Genomic DNA, 18151 nt, shown 5'->3' with positions numbered 1-18151 from the left:
TAAAACGTGGGACTCGAAGAACAGTTGCCGGGCGGCATCTTGCTGTCCACCGTGGAGAAGGTGGCCGGCTACGTCCGCAAGAACTCGCTGTGGCCCGCGACGTTCGGCCTGGCCTGCTGCGCCATCGAAATGATGGCGACCGCCGGGCCCCGGTTCGATATCGCCCGGTTCGGCATGGAACGGTTCTCCGCGACACCGCGCCAAGCGGACTTGATGATCGTCGCAGGCCGGGTCAGTCAGAAGATGGCGCCGGTGTTGCGGCAGATCTACGACCAGATGGCGGAGCCGAAATGGGTTCTCGCCATGGGTGTCTGCGCATCGTCGGGGGGAATGTTCAACAACTACGCGATCGTGCAGGGCGTGGACCATGTTGTGCCGGTCGACATCTACCTGCCCGGCTGCCCGCCCCGTCCGGAGATGCTGCTGTACGCAATCTTGAAGCTGCACGAGAAAATTCAGGAAATGCCGCTGGGCGTCAACCGTGAGAAGGCCATCGCCGAAGCCGAACAAGCGGCGTTGGCCGCGCGTCCCACCATCGAGATGCACGGGCTGCTGCGATGAGCTCGCCGGATCACGACCCGCAGGGAGCCACCCTCACTCCCGGTGCGGAGCCTCCCACGGATGGCGGCGAAGTCATCAACGTGCGCCGCGGCATGTTCGGGGTCTCCGGTACCGGTGACACCTCGGGATACGGACGCCTGGTACGCGAGGTCGCGTTGCCCGGTAGCAGCCCCCGCCCCTACGGCAGCTACTTCGACGACGTCGCCGACCAGCTGGCCGAGGCACTGCAAGGCGAGGGCATCGACTTCGGTGACGCGATAGAGAAAGTCGTGGTCTACCGCAACGAGCTGACGCTGCACGTGCGCCGGGAAATGCTGCCGCAGGTCGCCCAGCGTCTGCGCGACGAACCGAAATTGCGCTTCGAGCTCTGCCTCGGGGTCAGCGGCGTGCACTTCCCGAACGAGACGGGCCGGGAGTTGCACGCCGTCTACCCACTCAAGTCGATCACGCATAATCGTCGTTTGCGTCTGGAAGTGTCTGCCCCGGACAGTGATCCGCACATTCCGTCGCTGTTCAAGGTCTATCCGACCAATGACTGGCACGAGCGGGAAACCTACGACTTCTTCGGGATCATCTTCGACGAGCATCCCTCACTCACCCGGATCGAGATGCCCGACGACTGGCACGGACACCCGCAGCGCAAGGACTATCCGCTGGGCGGCATCCCGGTCGAATACAAGGGTGCGCAGATACCTCCGCCCGACGAACGGCGCGGTTACAACTGATGATTGAGATCGAGACACTATGACCGACACCGAAACTGTCCTGGTCGCCGGCGGTCAGGACTGGGACAAGATCATCGACGCCGCTCGCAGCGCGGACCCCGGTGAACGCATCGTGGTCAACATGGGTCCCCAGCATCCGTCCACGCATGGGGTGTTGCGGCTGATCCTGGAGATCGAAGGCGAGACGGTCACCGAGGTCCGCTGCGGAATCGGCTACTTGCACACCGGGATCGAGAAGAACCTCGAGTACCGCTATTGGACCCAGGGCGTCACCTTCGTCACCCGGATGGACTACCTTTCTCCGTTCTTCAACGAGGCGGCGTACTGCCTGGGTGTGGAAAAGCTGCTCGGTATCACCGACGAAATTCCGGAGCGGGTCAATGTCATCCGGGTCATGCTGATGGAATTGAACCGCATCTCCTCGCATTTGGTCGCGTTGGCGACCGGCGGCATGGAACTGGGCGCGATGACAGCGATGTTCATCGGCTTCCGGGCCCGCGAGATCATCCTCAACATCTTCGAGGCGATCTCCGGGTTGCGGATGAACCACGCCTACATCCGGCCCGGAGGCCTGGCCCAGGACCTTCCGCCCGACGCGGTCACCACGATCGGTGAGGCCCTCAAGGAACTGCGGAAACCGTTGCGTGAGATGGGCGAACTGCTCAACGAGAACGCGATCTGGAAGGCCCGCACCCAGGACGTCGGCTACCTGGACCTGGCCGGGTGCATGGCCCTGGGCATCACCGGTCCGATCCTGCGCTCCACCGGGCTGCCGCACGACCTGCGCAAGAGCGAACCCTACTGCGGATACGAAAATTATGAATTCGACGTGATCACCGCCGACACCTGTGATGCTTACGGGCGCTACATCATTCGCGTCAAGGAAATGTGGGAGTCGGTGAAGATCGTCGAGCAGTGTCTGGACAAGTTGCGGCCCGGCCCGGTGATGGTGGAAGACCGCAAGATCGCGTGGCCGGCCGACCTCAAGGTGGGCGCCGACGGCATGGGTAACTCACCCGAGCACATCGCGAAGATCATGGGCAGTTCGATGGAAGCGTTGATTCACCACTTCAAGTTGGTCACCGAAGGCATCCGCGTTCCCGCGGGCCAGGTGTACGTGGCGGTCGAATCACCCCGCGGGGAACTCGGTGTGCACATGGTCAGCGACGGGGGAACCCGGCCCTACCGGGTTCATTACCGCGACCCCTCGTTCACCAATCTGCAGTCGGTCGCCGCCATGTGCGAGGGCGGTATGGTTGCCGATCTGATCACCGCGGTCGCCAGCATCGATCCGGTCATGGGTGGGGTCGACCGATGAGTGAACCCAATGTAAGCGGCAGCGGCGAGCGGGTTTTCCTGCGACTCGGTCCCCCATCGGACGAACCCAACCAGTTCGTGGTCGACGGTGCGCCGCAGTCCTATTCACCCGAGGTGCGGGCGCGGCTGGAGGTCGATGCCAAGGACATCATCGGCCGCTACCCCAACAAGCGTTCGGCGCTGCTGCCGTTGCTGCACCTGGTGCAGGCCGAAGATTCTTACCTGACCCCCGCGGGACTCGAATTCTGCGGCGAGCAACTGGGTCTGACCGGCGCCGAGGTGTCCGCGGTGGCCAGTTTCTACACCATGTACCGGCGCGGGCCGACCGGTAACTACCTGGTCGGGGTGTGCACCAACACGCTATGCGCGGTGATGGGCGGCGACGCGATCTTCGACTCCATCAAAGACCACCTCGGCATCGGCAACGACGAAACCACCGAAGACGGCTCGGTCACCCTGCAGCACATCGAGTGCAACGCGGCATGCGATTACGCGCCCGTGGTGATGGTCAACTGGGAGTTCTTCGACAACCAAACACCTGATTCGGCGCGTGAACTCGTCGACTCGCTGCGGTCCGGCACACCGAAGGCGCCCACTCGCGGCGCTCCGCTGTGCGGGTTCCGGGAAACGTCGCGCATCCTGGCCGGGCTGCCCGACGAGCGTCCCGACGAGGGACAAGGCGGTCCGGGCGCGGCGACCTTGGCCGGGTTGCGGGTAGCCCAGGAGAACGGCATGCAGGCGCCGCCGGCACCGGAGGACCAGCGATGACCGCCTCTCCCGCAACGCCGCTCACACCGGTGATCACCAGCTACTGGGATGACCCAGAATCCTGGACGCTCGCCACCTATCAACGCCACGGCGGCTACCAGGGTTTGCAGAAGGCACTGGCCATGGAGCCCGATGACGTCATCGCCGCGGTCAAGGACTCCGGGCTGCGTGGCCGGGGCGGCGCGGGATTCTCCACGGGCACCAAGTGGTCGTTCATCCCGCAAGGTGACAGCGGCCCGGCAGCCAAGCCGCACTACCTGGTGGTCAACGCCGACGAGTCCGAACCCGGTACGTGTAAAGACATTCCGCTGATGTTGGCGACCCCGCACCTGCTGATCGAAGGCGTCATCATCGCCTCCTACGCGATCCGGGCCAGTCACGCGTTCATCTATGTGCGCGGTGAGGTGCTGCCGGTGCTGCGCCGACTGCAGAACGCCGTCGCCGAGGCCTACGCCGCCGGATATCTCGGGCGCAACATCAACGATTCGGGCTTCGACCTGGAATTGGTGGTGCACGCGGGCGCCGGCGCATACATCTGTGGCGAGGAAACCGCCTTGCTCGACTCGCTGGAAGGCCGTCGCGGCCAGCCGCGGCTGCGCCCACCCTTCCCCGCCGTCGCCGGACTCTACGGCTGCCCGACGGTGATCAACAACGTCGAAACGATCGCGAGCGTCCCCCCGATCATCCGCAACGGTGTCGACTGGTTCCGTTCCATGGGGAGCGAGAAATCGCCTGGCTTTACGCTCTATTCGTTGTCCGGGCATGTCACCCGGCCCGGCCAGTACGAGGCACCGCTGGGCATCACGTTGCGTGAACTGCTCGACTACGCCGGCGGAGTACGCGCCGGTCACCGGCTGAAATTCTGGACACCCGGCGGCTCCTCCACTCCGCTGCTCACCGATGAGCACCTCGACGTGCCGCTGGACTATGAGGGCGTGGGCGGGGTCGGCTCGATGCTGGGCACCAAGGCGCTCGAGATTTTCGACGAGACCACCTGTGTGGTGCGCGCGGTGCGCCGCTGGACCCAGTTCTACATGCACGAATCGTGCGGGAAATGCACGCCCTGCCGAGAAGGCACGTTCTGGCTGGACAAGATCTATGAGCGGCTGGAAACCGGCAAGGGTACCCGTGAGGACCTGGACAAGCTGATGGACATCTCCGACGCGATTCTCGGAAAGTCCTTCTGCGCGTTGGGAGATGGAGCCGCCAGCCCGGTGATGTCGTCGCTGAAGTACTTCCGCGACGAGTACCTCGCCCACGTGGAACGAGGCGGCTGCCCGTTCGACCCGCGCGATTCCATGCTTTCGTTGGACGGAGTGAATGCGTGACCCAGACAGCCGACACCGAGAATCGGGTAGCTCAGCCGGAGATGGTGACCCTGACCATCGACGGTGCCGAAATCAGCGTGCCCAAGGGCACTTTGGTGATTCGCGCGGCCGAGCTGATGGGAATTCAGATTCCCCGGTTCTGTGACCACCCGTTGCTGGAACCGGTCGGAGCGTGCCGGCAGTGCCTGGTGGAGGTCGAGGGCCAACGCAAGCCCTTGGCGTCGTGCACCACCGTCGCCACCGACGACATGGTGGTGCGCACTCAGCTGACTTCGGAGGCTGCCGACCGAGCCCAGCACGGGGTGATGGAGCTCCTGCTGATCAACCATCCGCTGGACTGCCCGATGTGCGACAAGGGCGGTGAGTGCCCGTTGCAGAACCAGGCAATGTCCAACGGCCGGGAGGAATCTCGCTACACCGACCCCAAGCGGACCTTCGCCAAGCCCATCAACATCTCCGCGCAGGTCCTGCTGGACCGGGAACGCTGCATTCTGTGCGCCCGCTGCACGCGATTCTCCGAGCAGATCGCCGGTGATCCGTTCATCGACATGCAGGAGCGCGGCGCGCTGCAGCAGGTCGGGATCTACGCCAACGAACCGTTCGACTCCTACTTCTCCGGCAACACCGTGCAGATCTGCCCGGTGGGCGCGCTGACCGGCACGGCCTACCGATTCCGGGCTCGCCCGTTCGACCTGGTGTCCAGTCCCAGCGTGTGCGAACACTGCGCCTCGGGTTGCTCGATGCGCACCGACCACCGCCGCGGCAAAGTGTTGCGCCGGCTGGCCGGTGACGACCCCGAAGTCAACGAGGAGTGGAACTGCGACAAGGGCCGGTGGGCGTTCACCTACGCCACCCAACCTGACCGGCTCACCACCCCGCTGGTGCGGGATGCGACCGGCTCGTTGGTACCGGCGTCCTGGGCACATGCGCTGGTCGCCGCGGCGCAGGGACTGCAAGCCGCCCGCGGCCGCGCGGGTGTGCTGGTCGGTGGCCGGGCCACCTGGGAAGACGCCTACGCCTACGCCAAGTTCGCCCGAATCGCGTTGGACAGCAACGATATCGACTTCCGGGCGCGCCCACACTCGGCGGAGGAGGCGGACTTCCTGGCGGCCCGCATCGCCGGTCGTCCGGTCACCGTGAGCTACGCGGATCTGGAGTCCGCGCCGGTGGTCCTGCTCGTCGGGTTCGAGCCCGAAGAAGAGTCGCCCATCGTGTTCCTGCGGTTGCGCAAGGCCGCCCGCAAGCGTGCACTCCCGGTGTACGCAGTCGCCCCGTTCGCCACCCGGGCGCTGAGCAAGATCAACGGCCGACTGCTCAAGACGGCCCCCGGCGCCGAACCGTCGACGCTGGACGGACTGGCCACCGGTGAGATCGGTGATCTGCTGAGCACCGCCGGAGCGGTGATCATGGTCGGCGAGCGGCTGGCTGCGGTCCCCGGCGGTCTTTCCGCCGCGGCCCGGCTGGCCGATGCCACCGGGGCCCGGCTGGCCTGGGTGCCCCGCCGCGCCGGCGAGCGTGGCGCGTTGGAAGCCGGCGCCCTGCCCAATCTGTTGCCCGGCGGCCGTCCCGTCGCCGACGACAGCGCGCGCGCACAGGTCAGCGCGGCCTGGCACGTCGACGAACTGCCTTCGGCGGCTGGGCGAGACGCCCGGGACATACTGGCCGCCGCGGCCGAGGGCACACTGGGCGCGCTGCTGGTCGGCGGGGTGGAACCCGCCGACTTCGCTGATCCCGACGCGGTGCTGGCCGCGCTGGACGCCGCCGAATTCGTGGTGAGCCTGGAACTGCGGCACAGCGCCGTCACGGAACGCGCCGACGTGGTCCTGCCCGTGGCGCCGACCACCCAAAAGGCCGGCGCATTCGTCAACTGGGAAGGCCGCTACCGCGGGTTCGAACCGGCACTACGCGGAACCATCGCGCAGGCCGGTCAATCCGATCACCGGGTCCTCGACACGTTGGCCGACGAGATGGGCATCGACCTGGGACTGCCCACCGTCGAAGCGGCCCGCGCCGAACTGTCCACGTTGGGGGTCTGGGAGGGCAAGCACGCAGCCAGCCCGAAAGTTGACGCCGGCGCGGTCGCCGAACCCGAGGCCGGCCAGGCACTGTTGAGCGGATGGCGAATGCTGCTGGATGCGGGCCGCCTGCAAGACGGCGAACCACATCTGGCCGGCACCGCCCGCCACCCGGTAGTGCGGTTGTCCGCCGACACGGCCGCCGAAATCGGCGCTGCCGACGGCGACGACGTCACGGTTCGCACGTCTCGTGGCTCGATCACGTTGCCGCTCAACATCACCGACATGCCGGATCGGGTCGTGTGGCTGCCGCTGAACTCCGAGGGTTCCGCGGTGCACCGCCAACTCGGCGTCACCGTCGGCGCTGTTGTCAAGATCGAGGTGAGCAAATGACCCGTCGCCGCGAGCGTGCGTGTCGGTACCTGGACACGCCGACATCGACGTACGACTGCGCACCGTCGCACCAAGAGGAGCCGCGCCAATGAGCTTGTTCGGGCACGATACGTGGTGGCTGGTGCTGGCCAAGGCCGTCGCCATCTTCGTGTTCCTCATGCTGACGGTGTTGGTGGCCATCCTGGTGGAGCGAAAGCTGCTCGGGCGCATGCAGTTGCGGCCCGGACCCAACCGGGTGGGGCCCAAGGGCGCCCTGCAGAGCTTGGCGGACGGAATCAAGCTGGCGCTCAAGGAGAGCATCACCCCACGCGGCATCGACCGGTTCGTCTACTTCGTCGCGCCCGTCATATCAGTGATCCCGGCATTCACCGCGTTCGCGTTCATTCCCTTCGGCCCAGAGGTGTCGGTGTTCGGCCACCGAACCCCGTTGCAGCTCACTGATCTTCCGGTCGCCGTGCTGTTCATTCTCGGGCTGTCGGCGATCGGCGTGTACGGCATCGTGCTGGGCGGCTGGGCGTCGGGATCCACCTACCCGTTGCTGGGCGGGGTGCGTTCGACCGCCCAAGTCATCTCCTACGAGGTGGCGATGGGCCTGTCCTTCGCGACCGTGTTCCTGTTCGCCGGCAGCATGTCGACGTCTCAGATCGTCGCCGCACAGGACCGGATCTGGTACATCTTCCTGCTGCTGCCGTCGTTCGTGGTCTACCTGATCGCGATGGTCGGTGAAACCAACCGCGCCCCCTTCGACTTACCCGAGGCCGAGGGCGAGCTGGTCGCCGGCTTCCACACCGAATACTCCTCGCTGAAATTCGCGATGTTCATGCTGTCCGAATACGTCAACATGACAACGGTTTCCGCGCTCGCCGCAACGATGTTCCTGGGCGGCTGGCATGCGCCATGGCCACTGAACATGTGGAGCGGCGCCAACACCGGCTGGTGGCCGCTGCTGTGGTTCACCGCCAAGGTGTGGGGCTTTTTGTTCATCTACTTCTGGCTGCGGGCCACGCTGCCCCGCCTGCGCTACGACCAATTCATGGCGCTCGGTTGGAAGTTGCTGATCCCCGTCTCCCTGGTCTGGGTGATGATCGCCGCGGTGATCCGCTCGATGCGCAACCAGGGCAACGACCACTGGATGCTGTATCTGGTGATCAGCAGCCTGGTCGTCGCGGCGCTGCTGGTGCTATCCCTGCGCAAGCCATTCACCACCCCCAGCATCCGGGCGATGGAACGCGAAAACCGTAAACGCCCCGACCGAACAACCGTTGACAGCGAATCGGCTTTCCCGACACCGCCGCTGCCTGTCGGTGCCAGCAAGGAGAACGCACGTGGCTAAATTCCTCGACGCCGTTGCAGGATTCGGCGTCACCCTCGGTTCGATGTTCAAAAAGACCGTCACCGAGGAATATCCGGAGAAACCGGGACCCGTCGCGCCGCGCTACCACGGGCGCCACCAACTGAATCGCTACCCGGACGGCCTGGAGAAGTGCATTGGCTGCGAATTGTGCGCCTGGGCGTGCCCGGCCGACGCGATCTACGTCGAGGGCGCCGATAACACCGAGGAGCAGCGGTTCTCGCCCGGCGAACGCTACGGCCGGGTGTATCAGATCAACTACCTACGCTGCATCGGCTGCGGTCTGTGCATCGAGGCCTGCCCGACCCGGGCGCTGACGATGACCAACGACTACGAGATGGCCGACGACAACCGGGCCGACCTGATCTACGAGAAGGACCGCCTGCTGGCTCCGCTGCTGCCCGAAATGACCGCCCCGCCGCATCCCCGGACCCCCGGCGCCACCGACAAGGACTATTACCTGGGCAACGTGACCCCGGACGGCTTGCGGCAGAGCCAGAAATCCGGAGACTCCCGGTGACGGCGATGCTGGCCTCGAATGTCGCCTCCGACGTCATCACCCGCACCTCCACCGGCGAAGCGGTCACTTTCTGGGTGCTGGGAGCCATCGCGCTGATCGGCGCGCTCGGCGTGGTGCTGGCCGTCAACGCGGTCTATTCGGCGATGTTCCTGGCGATGACGATGATCATCCTCGCGGTGTTCTACATGATCCAAGATGCGCTGTTCCTGGGTGTGGTCCAAGTGGTGGTCTACACCGGCGCGGTCATGATGCTGTTCTTGTTCGTGCTCATGCTCATCGGAGTCGATTCCGCGGAATCGTTGAAGGAGACGCTGCGCGGACAACGCGTTGCCGCAGTGGTTACCGGCGTCGGGTTCGGCGTCCTGCTGGTCGGCGCCATCGGCAACGTGGCGGCCGGCGGTTTCGCCGGGCTGAGCGCCGCCAACTCCAACGGCAACGTCGAGGGCCTGGCGGCGCTGATCTTCTCCCGCTATCTGTGGGCTTTCGAACTGACCAGTGCGCTGCTCATCACGGCCGCCGTCGGCGCCATGGTGTTGGCCCACCGGGAACGCTTCGAGCGTCGCAAGACCCAGCGCGAACTCTCTCAGGAGCGGTTCCGGGCGGGCGGGCACCCCACCCCGCTACCCAGTCCCGGCGTCTATGCCCGCCACAACGCCGTCGACGTGGCGGCTCGGCTGCCCGACGGTTCCTACTCGGAGTTGTCGGTCTCGCGCATTCTGCGTAGCCGCGATGCCAAGGGCGCGGAGCTGGCGCAGACACCGTCGGCCGAGGCCATCAAGGGTGGTGCATCGTGAATCCTGCCAACTATCTGTACCTTTCGGCACTGCTGTTCACCATCGGGGCCGCCGGAGTGCTATTGCGGCGCAACGCCATCGTCATGTTCATGTGCGTTGAGCTGATGCTCAACGCCGTCAACCTCGCATTCGTCACGTTCGCGCGGATGCACGGCCGCCTCGACGGGCAGATGATCGCGTTCTTCACGATGGTGGTGGCCGCCTGCGAGGTGGTCATCGGTCTGGCCATCATCATGACGATTTTCCGTGCCCGTAAATCGGCGTCGGTTGACGACGCAAACCTACTCAAAGGCTAGAAACGCCACGATGACTCATTACACCTGGCTGCTAGTGGCACTGCCCCTGGCGGGGGCCGTAATCCTGCTGTTCGGGGGCAGACGCACCGACGCATTCGGTCATTGGCTGGGCAGCGCTGCGGCGCTGGCGGCGTTCGGTGTCGGCGCGACGCTGTTGGCCGAGCTGCTCAGCCGAGGCGATGGTGACCGCGTCATTCACCAGAAGGTGTTCACCTGGATTCCGGTCGGCGGCTTGCAAGTCAACTTCGGGCTACAGCTCGACCAGCTGTCGATGTGCTTCGTGCTGCTCATCTCCGGAGTCGGCTCGCTGATCCACATCTATTCGATCTCCTACATGGCCGAAGACGCCGACCGACGCCGGTTTTTCGGTTACCTCAACTTGTTCCTGGCGTCGATGCTGCTGCTGGTCATCGCCGACAACTACGTGCTGCTCTACGTCGGTTGGGAGGGCGTCGGCCTGGCCTCCTACCTGTTGATCGGCTTCTGGTACCACAAGCCTTCGGCGGCCACGGCGGCCAAGAAAGCGTTCGTGATGAACCGGGTCGGCGACGCCGGGCTGGCGCTGGGCATGTTCGTCATGTTCAGCAACTTCGGAACGCTGTCCTACAGCGGCGTTTTCGCGGGGGCACCCGCGGCCAGTTCCGGCGCATTGACCGCGATGGGCCTGTTGCTGCTGTTGGGCGCATGCGCCAAGTCGGCCCAAGTGCCGCTGCAAGCCTGGCTGGGTGACGCGATGGAAGGTCCCACCCCAGTGTCGGCCCTGATCCACGCCGCCACCATGGTGACCGCCGGCGTGTACCTGATCGTGCGGTCCAATCCGCTGTACAACCTGTCGCCGAATGCCCGCCTGGCCGTCGTAGTCGTCGGCGCGGTGACCCTGCTGCTCGGGGCGTTCATCGGCTGCGCCAAGGACGACATCAAACGCGCGCTGGCCGCCTCCACCATGAGCCAGATCGGCTACATGGTGCTCGCGGCCGGGCTGGGCCCGGCGGGTTACGCCTTCGCGATCATGCACCTGCTCACGCACGGTTTCTTCAAAGCCGGACTCTTCCTCGGTTCCGGAGCGGTCATCCACGCGATGCACGAAGAACAGGACATGCGCCGCTACGGCGGCCTGCGCAAGGCGCTGCCGATCACGTTCGTCACCTTCGGGCTCGGTTATCTGGCCATCATCGGTGTCCCACCGTTCGCCGGCTTCTTCTCCAAGGACGCCATCATCGAAGCGGCACTGTCCACTGGCGGCACCCAGGGCTACGTGCTGGGCGGCGCGGCGCTGCTCGGCGCGGGCATCACCGCGTTCTACATGACGAGGGTCATGCTGATGACCTTCTTCGGCAAAAAGCGCTGGGCGCCAAACAGTCATCCGCATGAGGCGCCTGCCTTGATGACGTGGCCGATGATCCTGCTCGCCTTCGGTTCGGTGTTCTCCGGGGGGCTGTTCGCGGTGGGCGACACGCTGCAGCGCTGGCTCGAGCCGGTCGTCGGCAAGCATGAAGAAGTCACCCACGCCGTCCCGGCCTGGGTCAGCACAGCACTGGCCCTGGGTGTCGTGGCCGTTGGGATCGCCGTGGCCTATTCGATGTACGCCAGGGCGGCCATCCCCCGAGTCGCCCCGCTGGCGGTCAACCCGGCGACCCATGCCGCACGCAACGACCTCTACGGCGATGCCTTCAACGAGGAGGTGTTCATGCGCCCAGGCGCACAACTGACGCACGCACTGGTCGAGATCGACAACGGCGGCGTCGACGGTTCGGTCAACGCCCTGGCCGATCTGGTGAGCCGGACGTCGAATCGCCTGCGCAGCTTCCAGACTGGCTTCGCCCGCAACTACGCCCTGTCGATGCTGGCCGGTGCGGCAGTGGTTGCCGCGGTGCTCCTGGCGGTGCAGCTGTGGTGACTAACCCTCCCTGGCTGAGCATTCTGTGGCTGTTGCCCCTGGCGGGTTCGGTGTTGATCATCTTGCTGCCCCCTGGTCTGCGTCAGCTGGCGAAATGGACCGGTTTGGTGGTCAGCGTCCTGACGCTGGCGGTCGCCGTCGTCATCACGGCCGGGTTCAAGACCGGCGGTGCACCGTTCCAGTTCGTCGAAAGTCACAGCTGGATACCGGCTTTCGGCGCCGGCTACACCCTGGGCGTGGACGGCATCGCGGTGGTGCTGGTGTTGCTGACCGCGGTGCTGATCCCGTTGCTGTTGGTGGCCGGCTGGAATGACGGCGGCGAACGCACCCGCGGTGTCCACGCGTACGTGGCTTTGACGCTGGCCATCGAATCAATGGTGCTCATCTCGGTGATCGCGCTCGACGTGCTGCTGTTCTACGTCTTCTTCGAAGCGATGCTGATCCCGATGTACTTCCTCATCGGCGGCTTCGGTGACGGCCCAGGGCGCTCTCGCGCCGCGGTGAAGTTCCTGCTGTACAACCTGTTCGGCGGTCTGATCATGCTGGCCGCGGTGATCGGGCTGTACGTTGTCACCGCCCAGCACGGTCCCGGTACCTTCGACTTCCGCGAGATCGTCGCCGGCGTCACCTCCGGCCGTTACGGCGCCAACACCGCGGTGTTCAAGGCGCTGTTCCTCGGCTTCATGTTCGCCTTCGCCATCAAGGCCCCGCTGTGGCCGTTTCACCGCTGGCTACCCGACGCCGCGGTCGAGGCGCCGCCGGCGAGCGCGGTGCTGATGATGGCGATCATGGACAAGGTCGGCACGTTCGGCATGCTGCGCTACTGCTTGCAGCTGTTCCCTGACGCCTCAACGTATTTCCGTCCGCTGATCGTCACGCTGGCCATCATCGGGGTGGTGTACGGCGCCATCGTGGCGATCGGCCAGACCGACATCATGCGGCTGATCGCCTACACCTCCATTTCGCACTTCGGGTTCATCATCGCCGGCATATTCGTGATGACCACCCAGGGGCAGAGCGGGTCGACGCTGTACATGCTCAACCACGGTCTGTCCACGGCGGCGGTGTTCCTGATCGCGGGATTCCTCATCTCCCGGCACGGCAGCCGCAGGATCGCCGACTACGGCGGTGTGCAGAAGGTGGCGCCGGTGCTGGCCGGCACCTTCCTCGTGTCGGCGATGGCCACTCTGTCATTACCGGGCCTGGCGCCGTTCATCAGCGAATTCCTGGTTCTGCTGGGGACTTTCAACCGCTACTGGTTGGCGGCCGCCGTTGGGGTGACCGCGTTGGTGCTGTCGGCCATTTACATGCTCTGGCTCTACCAACGCGTCATGACCGGTCCGGTGGCCGAGGGTAACGAACGAATCCGTGACCTGTTGCCGCGGGAAATGGTCGTCGTCGCACCGCTCATCGCATTGCTACTGGTGCTCGGCGTCTACCCGAAACCGGTGCTCGACCTGATTGACCCGGCGGTCAAGAACACCATGACCACCATCGGCCAGCACGACCCCGCTCCCGTCGTATCCGGCGTACCCCGGACAGCCGAAGGACCGCACCAATGACTTTGCCCAGCCCCAGCATCGAGTACTTCCTGCTGTGCCCGATATTGATCGTGTTCGGAGTCGCGGTGGCGGGTGTGCTCGTCGAAGCGTTCCTGCCGCGGCGACTGCGCTACGCCGCCCAGGTGGCCCTAGCCCTCGGCGGGTTGGTGGCGGCGCTGGTCGCCGACATCGTGGTCGCGAAGTCCATACCGGCATCCGGTAGTCGCGCCGTCGTGGGGGCGATGGCCATTGACCGACCCGCTCTATTCCTGCAAGGCACCGTGCTGCTGGTGGCCGTGCTCGCGGTGATCTTCATGGCCGAACGCAGCCGCGTCGGCGCACGCAGCAAGGTTGCGGTGGCAGCGGGCCACGCGGGGCTGGATTCCTTTACCCCGCAAGCCTCCGCGGTGCCCGACAGTGACGCTGAGCACGAGGCGGAGCGCGCCGGTGCGGCGCAGACCGAGCTGTTCCCGCTGGCGTTGCTGTCCGTCGGCGGCATGATGGTATTCCCCGCATCCAACGACCTGCTGACCATGTTCGTTGCGCTGGAAGTGCTTTCGCTGCCGTTGTACTTGATGTGCGGCCTGGCTCGGCACCGCCGCCTGCTCTCGCAGGAGGCGGCGATGAAGTACTTCCTGCTGGGCGCATTCTCGTCGGCGTTCTTCCTCTACGGTGTTGCGCTGCTGTACGGAGCGACGGGCACGCTGACCTTGCCGGGCATCCGTGCCGCACTGGCCGCCCGCAGTGATTCGTCGATGGCGTTGGTCGGCGTCGCGCTGCTGTCGGTCGGGCTGTTGTTCAAAGTCGGTGCGGTGCCTTTCCACTCATGGATTCCCGACGTCTACCAAGGCGCCCCGACGCCGGTCACCGGGTTCATGGCAGCGGCCACCAAGGTCGCGGCGTTCGGGGCGCTGCTGCGCGTCATTTACGTCGCGCTGCCCCCGTTGCATGACCAATGGCGCCCGGTGCTGTGGGCGATCGCGATCCTGACCATGGCCGTGGGCACCATCACCGCGGTGAATCAGACCGACGTCAAGCGGATGCTGGCGTATTCGTCGGTGGCGCACGTCGGTTTCATCCTCACCGGCGTCATCGCCGACAACGCCGCGGGTCTCTCGGCCACGCTGTTCTACTTGGTCGCCTACAGTTTCAGCACAGTAGGCGCCTTCGCGATTGTGGGTTTGATCCGCAACCGCGACGGTGTCGAGGACGCCGATCTGTCGCACTGGGCGGGGCTGGGTCAGCGCTCACCCATTGTGGGCGTGATGCTTTCGATGTTCTTGCTGGCCTTCGCCGGCATCCCGCTCACGAGTGGGTTCGTCAGTAAATTCGCGGTGTTCAAGGCCGCCGCCGGGGGCGGCGCGGTGCCGCTGGTGATCGTCGGCGTGGTGGCCAGCGGGATCGCCGCATACTTCTACGTTCGGGTGATCGTGTTGATGTTCTTCACCGAAGGCACCGACGACACACCACAAGTGGTGGCGCCCGGGGTGTTGAGCAAGGTCGCCATTGCGGTATGCGCCTTGGTCACTGTGGTTTTGGGTATCGTGCCGCAACCGGTATTGGACTTGGCCGATCGCGCAGCCCAACTGGTGCAATAACGCTTAGGCGCCGGTCAGCGCAGGAACGGGCGGGTGGCCAGCACGTAGATCGCCAACACGGCCAACGGGGCCAGCAACGGTAACCACGGCACTTCCAAGGGAAACTGCGTGGCTACCAAACCGACAAAGGAAAACCCAACGGCGGCAAGAATTGTCGGCCAACTTCCGATGACGACGGCGAACGGTGAGCCTTCGGCGTGCCGACAGACCAGGTAGGCCGCGGCACACAACCCCGACACCGCGGCCAGTCCGGGTGAAGCGTCCGCCGCCACGATCAACACGCCCGAGAGCAGCACCGCAACGGTCGCCGCCGGACGCGACAGCATGCCGGCAACAACCGCCAGACACGCCGCAACCACGACCACGATCGCCGGCCCTTGCGAGTCCACCGACGCCGAGGCGACCATGAGGGCACCGAAAATCAACGACGTCACACGGCTGCCGGACTGTGCGACGCTGGCCATCTCAATGCGCTCCCCGTAGCCGTCCGCGCACTCGGCGTCGCCGGTCCGGCAGCGCTCCCATCGACAGCTCGAGCGAGCGATCCCCCGGCCAGGACAGGATGTCGACACCGATGGTCGCCATGTCCCGGTACATCGCGGAACGCTGCAGTCCCCACAACCGGATGACCAGCGGATCATGCTCGCCCTCGAACGGCGAGGTGTCCAACACGTCGACGGCCAGCACGACGTGGCCGCGTCGGCGTAAGTCGATCAACGCCAAGGCGAATTCGGTGTCGAGCAGCGTGGAGAACGCGATCACGATGGCGCCGTTGGGGACAGCGGCGCGCGGCGCCAACGTCCCCGTGGTGCGTTCGAACCGCTCGCCGGCACCGAGCACCGTGTCGAGCACCCGATAGAACTGGCGTTGTCCGATGTCGGCTCCCAACCACCGCGGACGGTTGCCGCCCAGCGCGACGATCCCGGCACGGTCGCTGTTTCGCAGGGCGGTCTGGACCACCTGCGCTGCGCCCCGCACGACTCGTTCGGTCGCCTCGGTGGCCGGACCCGGCGGCTGACGGTAGGTGTCGATGAGCACCACGACGTCCGCGGCCCGGTCGGTCAGCCGCTGCGTGACGTGCAGACGCCCGCGTCGTGCGCTCACCGCCCAGTTCACCGCCCGCAACTGGTCACCAGGCACATACGGGCGGATGTCGGCGTACTCGACCCCCGGACCGGTGTGGCGGGTGAGGTGGGTGCCCAGCCGATCCAGCAACTCCGTCTGCGGAATCGACGTCGACTGCGGCGGAGTGAGCGGAAAGACCACGACGTGGGCGGCGTCGACCGTGCCGGTCCCGCACAGCAAACCGCCGCGCGCCAGCAGGTCGACTCGGGCACGGATGGGGTACCGCCCCCACCGATGTGCGACTGCTGCAACCGTTTTCGAGGGACCGGACTTGGATTCGACGACGTCGATGTCCATTCCGTCGACGCCCGACACTGACAACTCGATCGACGCTTCGTCGGATTCCGCAGTGACCCATACGGTGACCCGCGCCTGCTCGGTTTCAAAGCACCGCTGCAGATCGGGCTCGCCGTGCACCTGAACGGTCGGCACCTTGGGCTGCCAGCTGATCGAGCACAACACGCCCAGCAGCGGCGCGGCGAACGCTATCAGCTGCCAGCGGCCGGTCATCACCGCAACGGCCAGGGCCACCCCGGCGCTCGTGGCCAGAGCCAACGTCAGCGGAGATGCGCGCCAATGGATTTCGACATCACGAGTTTGGATCATCGGCGGGCCGTCGCTCAGCCATTCGCGCGCGGAACGGGCAACCGTCGCAGCAGTTCTCCGACCACGTCGGCGCCCTGGATCTTGCGCACCCACATCTCCGGTCGCAGCGTAATGCGATGTGCGACGGCGGCGATGGCCAGCGCCTTGACGTCCTCGGGGATCACGTAGTCCCGGCCCTGCAGCAGGGCGCGGGCCCGGGCGAGCTGTACCAGGTCGAGCTCGGCGCGCGGACTGGCACCGACGGCCACCTGCGGGTGATGGCGTGTGGCGGTGGCCAGCGACACCACATAGTGCAGCACATCCTCGTGCACCGTGACCTGCTCCACCGATTCGCGCATGGCCAACAGGTCGTGCGCGTCGACGACTTGATTGACCGTCGGTTCGGCCGAGCCCCGATCCAGGCGACGGCGCAGCATCGCGGCCTCGTCGCTTTCGGAGAGGTAACGCAATTCCAGCCGGATCGCGAACCGGTCCAGTTGCGCCTCGGGCAGCGGATAGGTGCCCTCATACTCGATCGGGTTGTCGGTGGCCAACACGATGAACGGCATCGGCAGCTTGTGGGTGTGGCCGTCGATGCTGACCTGGCCCTCGGCCATCGCTTCCAACAATGCCGCCTGCGTCTTGGGCGGCGTGCGGTTGATCTCGTCGGCGAGCAGCAGGTTGGTGAAGATGGGACCGCGGCGAAACTCGAAGCGGCCCGACTGCATGTCGTAGATCGTCGACCCGAGGAGGTCGGCCGGCAGCAGGTCCGGCGTGAATTGCACGCGCGTGAAGTCCAGTCCCAGCGCCGCGGCGAAGGATCGGGCGATCAGGGTCTTGCCAAGCCCGGGAAGGTCTTCGATCAGGACGTGACCGCGCGCCAGGACCGCGGTCAGGATCAGCGTCAGCGCAGAACGCTTGCCGACGACGACGCGTTCGATCTCGTCGAGCACGGCCTCGCAATTGGCCGTGGTCTCGCCCACTGACATGGCGGCCGGCATAGTCATAGGTGAGTCATACCCGAGTCGTCTGTGGTCATACCTGCTCTAGCCGTTGCAGAATTTCTTCCAACGTCGCGCGCCCGGGTCCTGGTCGCTGGTCTCGGGCGTGGGTGACGTTGTTCGGGTTCACCCATTCCCACAGGGCCGGCCCGAACAGCATCCGCCCGGTCGCGGCGAAAGCGGCCGGATCTTTGGTGAGCCGCTGGCCGGTGGCGATCTCGAATCGCCGCGCCAGCATCGGGCGCAGATGCCGATCCCAGTCCGCCCGAGTCGAATCCGACCACCGGATCGTGGTCTCGGTGTTGGCCACCCAGCGGCGCAATCCGTTCCGCATAT

General features: G+C 65.7%; 16 protein-coding genes and 1 pseudogene. 13 read left to right on the top strand and 4 right to left on the bottom strand.

Features of this window, described 5'->3' with window-relative positions:
* Positions 1 to 6: 6 nt before the first annotated feature.
* The 13 genes from A9W95_RS00985 to nuoN all read left to right on the top strand — a co-directional run bounded on the left by A9W95_RS00985 (position 7) and on the right by nuoN (position 15104).
* Positions 7 to 561 carry an NADH-quinone oxidoreductase subunit B family protein gene (locus tag A9W95_RS00985; RefSeq protein ID WP_067408793.1) on the top strand — a complete coding sequence of 185 codons (555 nt, stop codon included), beginning with the start codon at positions 7 to 9 and terminating at the stop codon, positions 559 to 561.
* Entirely contained in the window at positions 558 to 1286 is a 729-nt protein-coding gene (locus A9W95_RS00980; RefSeq protein ID WP_067408792.1) for an NADH-quinone oxidoreductase subunit C, read from the top strand. Before A9W95_RS00985 ends, A9W95_RS00980 begins: the two co-directional genes overlap by 4 nt.
* 19 nt (positions 1287 to 1305) lie before the next feature.
* Positions 1306 to 2604 carry an NADH dehydrogenase (quinone) subunit D gene (gene nuoD / locus A9W95_RS00975; protein WP_067408791.1) on the top strand — a complete coding sequence of 433 codons (1299 nt, stop codon included), beginning with the start codon at positions 1306 to 1308 and terminating at the stop codon, positions 2602 to 2604.
* Positions 2601 to 3371: an NADH-quinone oxidoreductase subunit NuoE gene (nuoE, locus tag A9W95_RS00970; protein WP_067408790.1), complete on the top strand. Its 771-nt coding sequence runs from the start codon at positions 2601 to 2603 to the stop codon at positions 3369 to 3371. Before nuoD ends, nuoE begins: the two co-directional genes overlap by 4 nt.
* Complete coding sequence (gene nuoF / locus A9W95_RS00965) at positions 3368 to 4699, top strand: NADH-quinone oxidoreductase subunit NuoF (protein WP_067408789.1); 1332 nt, start codon at positions 3368 to 3370, stop codon at positions 4697 to 4699. The genes nuoE and nuoF overlap by 4 nt, the downstream gene beginning before the upstream one ends.
* Positions 4696 to 7107, top strand: a complete 2412-nt coding sequence (locus A9W95_RS00960; RefSeq protein WP_067408788.1) for an NADH-quinone oxidoreductase subunit G — start codon at positions 4696 to 4698, stop codon at positions 7105 to 7107. Before nuoF ends, A9W95_RS00960 begins: the two co-directional genes overlap by 4 nt.
* Positions 7108 to 7195: 88 nt before the next feature.
* The gene (gene nuoH / locus A9W95_RS00955) at positions 7196 to 8440 is read left to right on the top strand and encodes an NADH-quinone oxidoreductase subunit NuoH (RefSeq protein WP_067408787.1); all 1245 of its coding nucleotides are present in this window, start codon (positions 7196 to 7198) and stop codon (positions 8438 to 8440) included.
* The gene (nuoI, locus tag A9W95_RS00950; protein WP_371328007.1) at positions 8406 to 8978 is read left to right on the top strand and encodes an NADH-quinone oxidoreductase subunit NuoI; all 573 of its coding nucleotides are present in this window, start codon (positions 8406 to 8408) and stop codon (positions 8976 to 8978) included. Before nuoH ends, nuoI begins: the two co-directional genes overlap by 35 nt.
* 8 nt (positions 8979 to 8986) lie before the next feature.
* Positions 8987 to 9772: an NADH-quinone oxidoreductase subunit J gene (locus tag A9W95_RS00945; protein ID WP_156745940.1), complete on the top strand. Its 786-nt coding sequence runs from the start codon at positions 8987 to 8989 to the stop codon at positions 9770 to 9772.
* Positions 9769 to 10068 (top strand): NADH-quinone oxidoreductase subunit NuoK, encoded by a 300-nt coding sequence (nuoK, locus tag A9W95_RS00940; RefSeq protein WP_067408785.1) that lies wholly within the window; start codon positions 9769 to 9771, stop codon positions 10066 to 10068. Before A9W95_RS00945 ends, nuoK begins: the two co-directional genes overlap by 4 nt.
* Positions 10069 to 10078: 10 nt before the next feature.
* Positions 10079 to 11965: an NADH-quinone oxidoreductase subunit L gene (gene nuoL / locus A9W95_RS00935; protein WP_067408784.1), complete on the top strand. Its 1887-nt coding sequence runs from the start codon at positions 10079 to 10081 to the stop codon at positions 11963 to 11965.
* On the top strand, positions 11962 to 13527 hold the full coding sequence (locus tag A9W95_RS00930) for an NADH-quinone oxidoreductase subunit M (protein WP_172826521.1): 1566 nt from the start codon (positions 11962 to 11964) through the stop codon (positions 13525 to 13527). The genes nuoL and A9W95_RS00930 overlap by 4 nt, the downstream gene beginning before the upstream one ends.
* On the top strand, positions 13524 to 15104 hold the full coding sequence (gene nuoN / locus A9W95_RS00925) for an NADH-quinone oxidoreductase subunit NuoN (RefSeq protein WP_067408782.1): 1581 nt from the start codon (positions 13524 to 13526) through the stop codon (positions 15102 to 15104). The genes A9W95_RS00930 and nuoN overlap by 4 nt, the downstream gene beginning before the upstream one ends.
* A 14-nt stretch (positions 15105 to 15118) precedes the next feature.
* On the opposite strand, the gene A9W95_RS00920 is transcribed toward nuoN, so the two are convergent.
* From A9W95_RS00920 to A9W95_RS00905, 4 genes and pseudogenes are all read right to left on the bottom strand, one after another.
* On the bottom strand, positions 15119 to 15568 hold the full coding sequence (locus tag A9W95_RS00920; protein WP_067408781.1) for a hypothetical protein: 450 nt from the start codon (positions 15566 to 15568) through the stop codon (positions 15119 to 15121).
* Between the two features lies 1 nt (position 15569).
* Complete coding sequence (locus tag A9W95_RS00915; RefSeq protein ID WP_067408780.1) at positions 15570 to 16835, bottom strand: DUF58 domain-containing protein; 1266 nt, start codon at positions 16833 to 16835, stop codon at positions 15570 to 15572.
* Between the two features lie 14 nt (positions 16836 to 16849).
* On the bottom strand, positions 16850 to 17821 hold the full coding sequence (locus A9W95_RS00910; RefSeq protein ID WP_067408779.1) for a MoxR family ATPase: 972 nt from the start codon (positions 17819 to 17821) through the stop codon (positions 16850 to 16852).
* 28 nt (positions 17822 to 17849) lie between these two features.
* A pseudogene (locus A9W95_RS00905) lies at positions 17850 to 18151 on the bottom strand (hypothetical protein); the annotation flags it as partial.

This window comes from Mycobacterium sp. 1423905.2 (assembly GCF_001673155.1).
Taxonomy (GTDB): domain Bacteria; phylum Actinomycetota; class Actinomycetes; order Mycobacteriales; family Mycobacteriaceae; genus Mycobacterium.
This window is presented reverse-complemented; position numbering and strand designations above follow the sequence as displayed.

What these genes read in the sequence shown, in the direction of transcription:
- A9W95_RS00980 (WP_067408792.1), top strand. Translation starts at nt 558, where the DNA reads ATGAGCTCGCCGGATCACGACCCGCAGGGAGCCACCCTCACTCCCGGT.
- nuoD (WP_067408791.1), top strand. Translation starts at nt 1,306, where the DNA reads ATGACCGACACCGAAACTGTCCTGGTCGCCGGCGGTCAGGACTGGGAC.
- nuoE (WP_067408790.1), top strand. Translation starts at nt 2,601, where the DNA reads ATGAGTGAACCCAATGTAAGCGGCAGCGGCGAGCGGGTTTTCCTGCGA.
- nuoF (WP_067408789.1), top strand. Translation starts at nt 3,368, where the DNA reads ATGACCGCCTCTCCCGCAACGCCGCTCACACCGGTGATCACCAGCTAC.
- nuoH (WP_067408787.1), top strand. Translation starts at nt 7,196, where the DNA reads ATGAGCTTGTTCGGGCACGATACGTGGTGGCTGGTGCTGGCCAAGGCC.
- nuoL (WP_067408784.1), top strand. Translation starts at nt 10,079, where the DNA reads ATGACTCATTACACCTGGCTGCTAGTGGCACTGCCCCTGGCGGGGGCC.
- nuoN (WP_067408782.1), top strand. Translation starts at nt 13,524, where the DNA reads ATGACTTTGCCCAGCCCCAGCATCGAGTACTTCCTGCTGTGCCCGATA.
- A9W95_RS00920 (WP_067408781.1), bottom strand. Translation starts at nt 15,568, where the DNA reads ATGGCCAGCGTCGCACAGTCCGGCAGCCGTGTGACGTCGTTGATTTTC.
- A9W95_RS00915 (WP_067408780.1), bottom strand. Translation starts at nt 16,835, where the DNA reads ATGATCCAAACTCGTGATGTCGAAATCCATTGGCGCGCATCTCCGCTG.
- A9W95_RS00910 (WP_067408779.1), bottom strand. Translation starts at nt 17,821, where the DNA reads ATGACTATGCCGGCCGCCATGTCAGTGGGCGAGACCACGGCCAATTGC.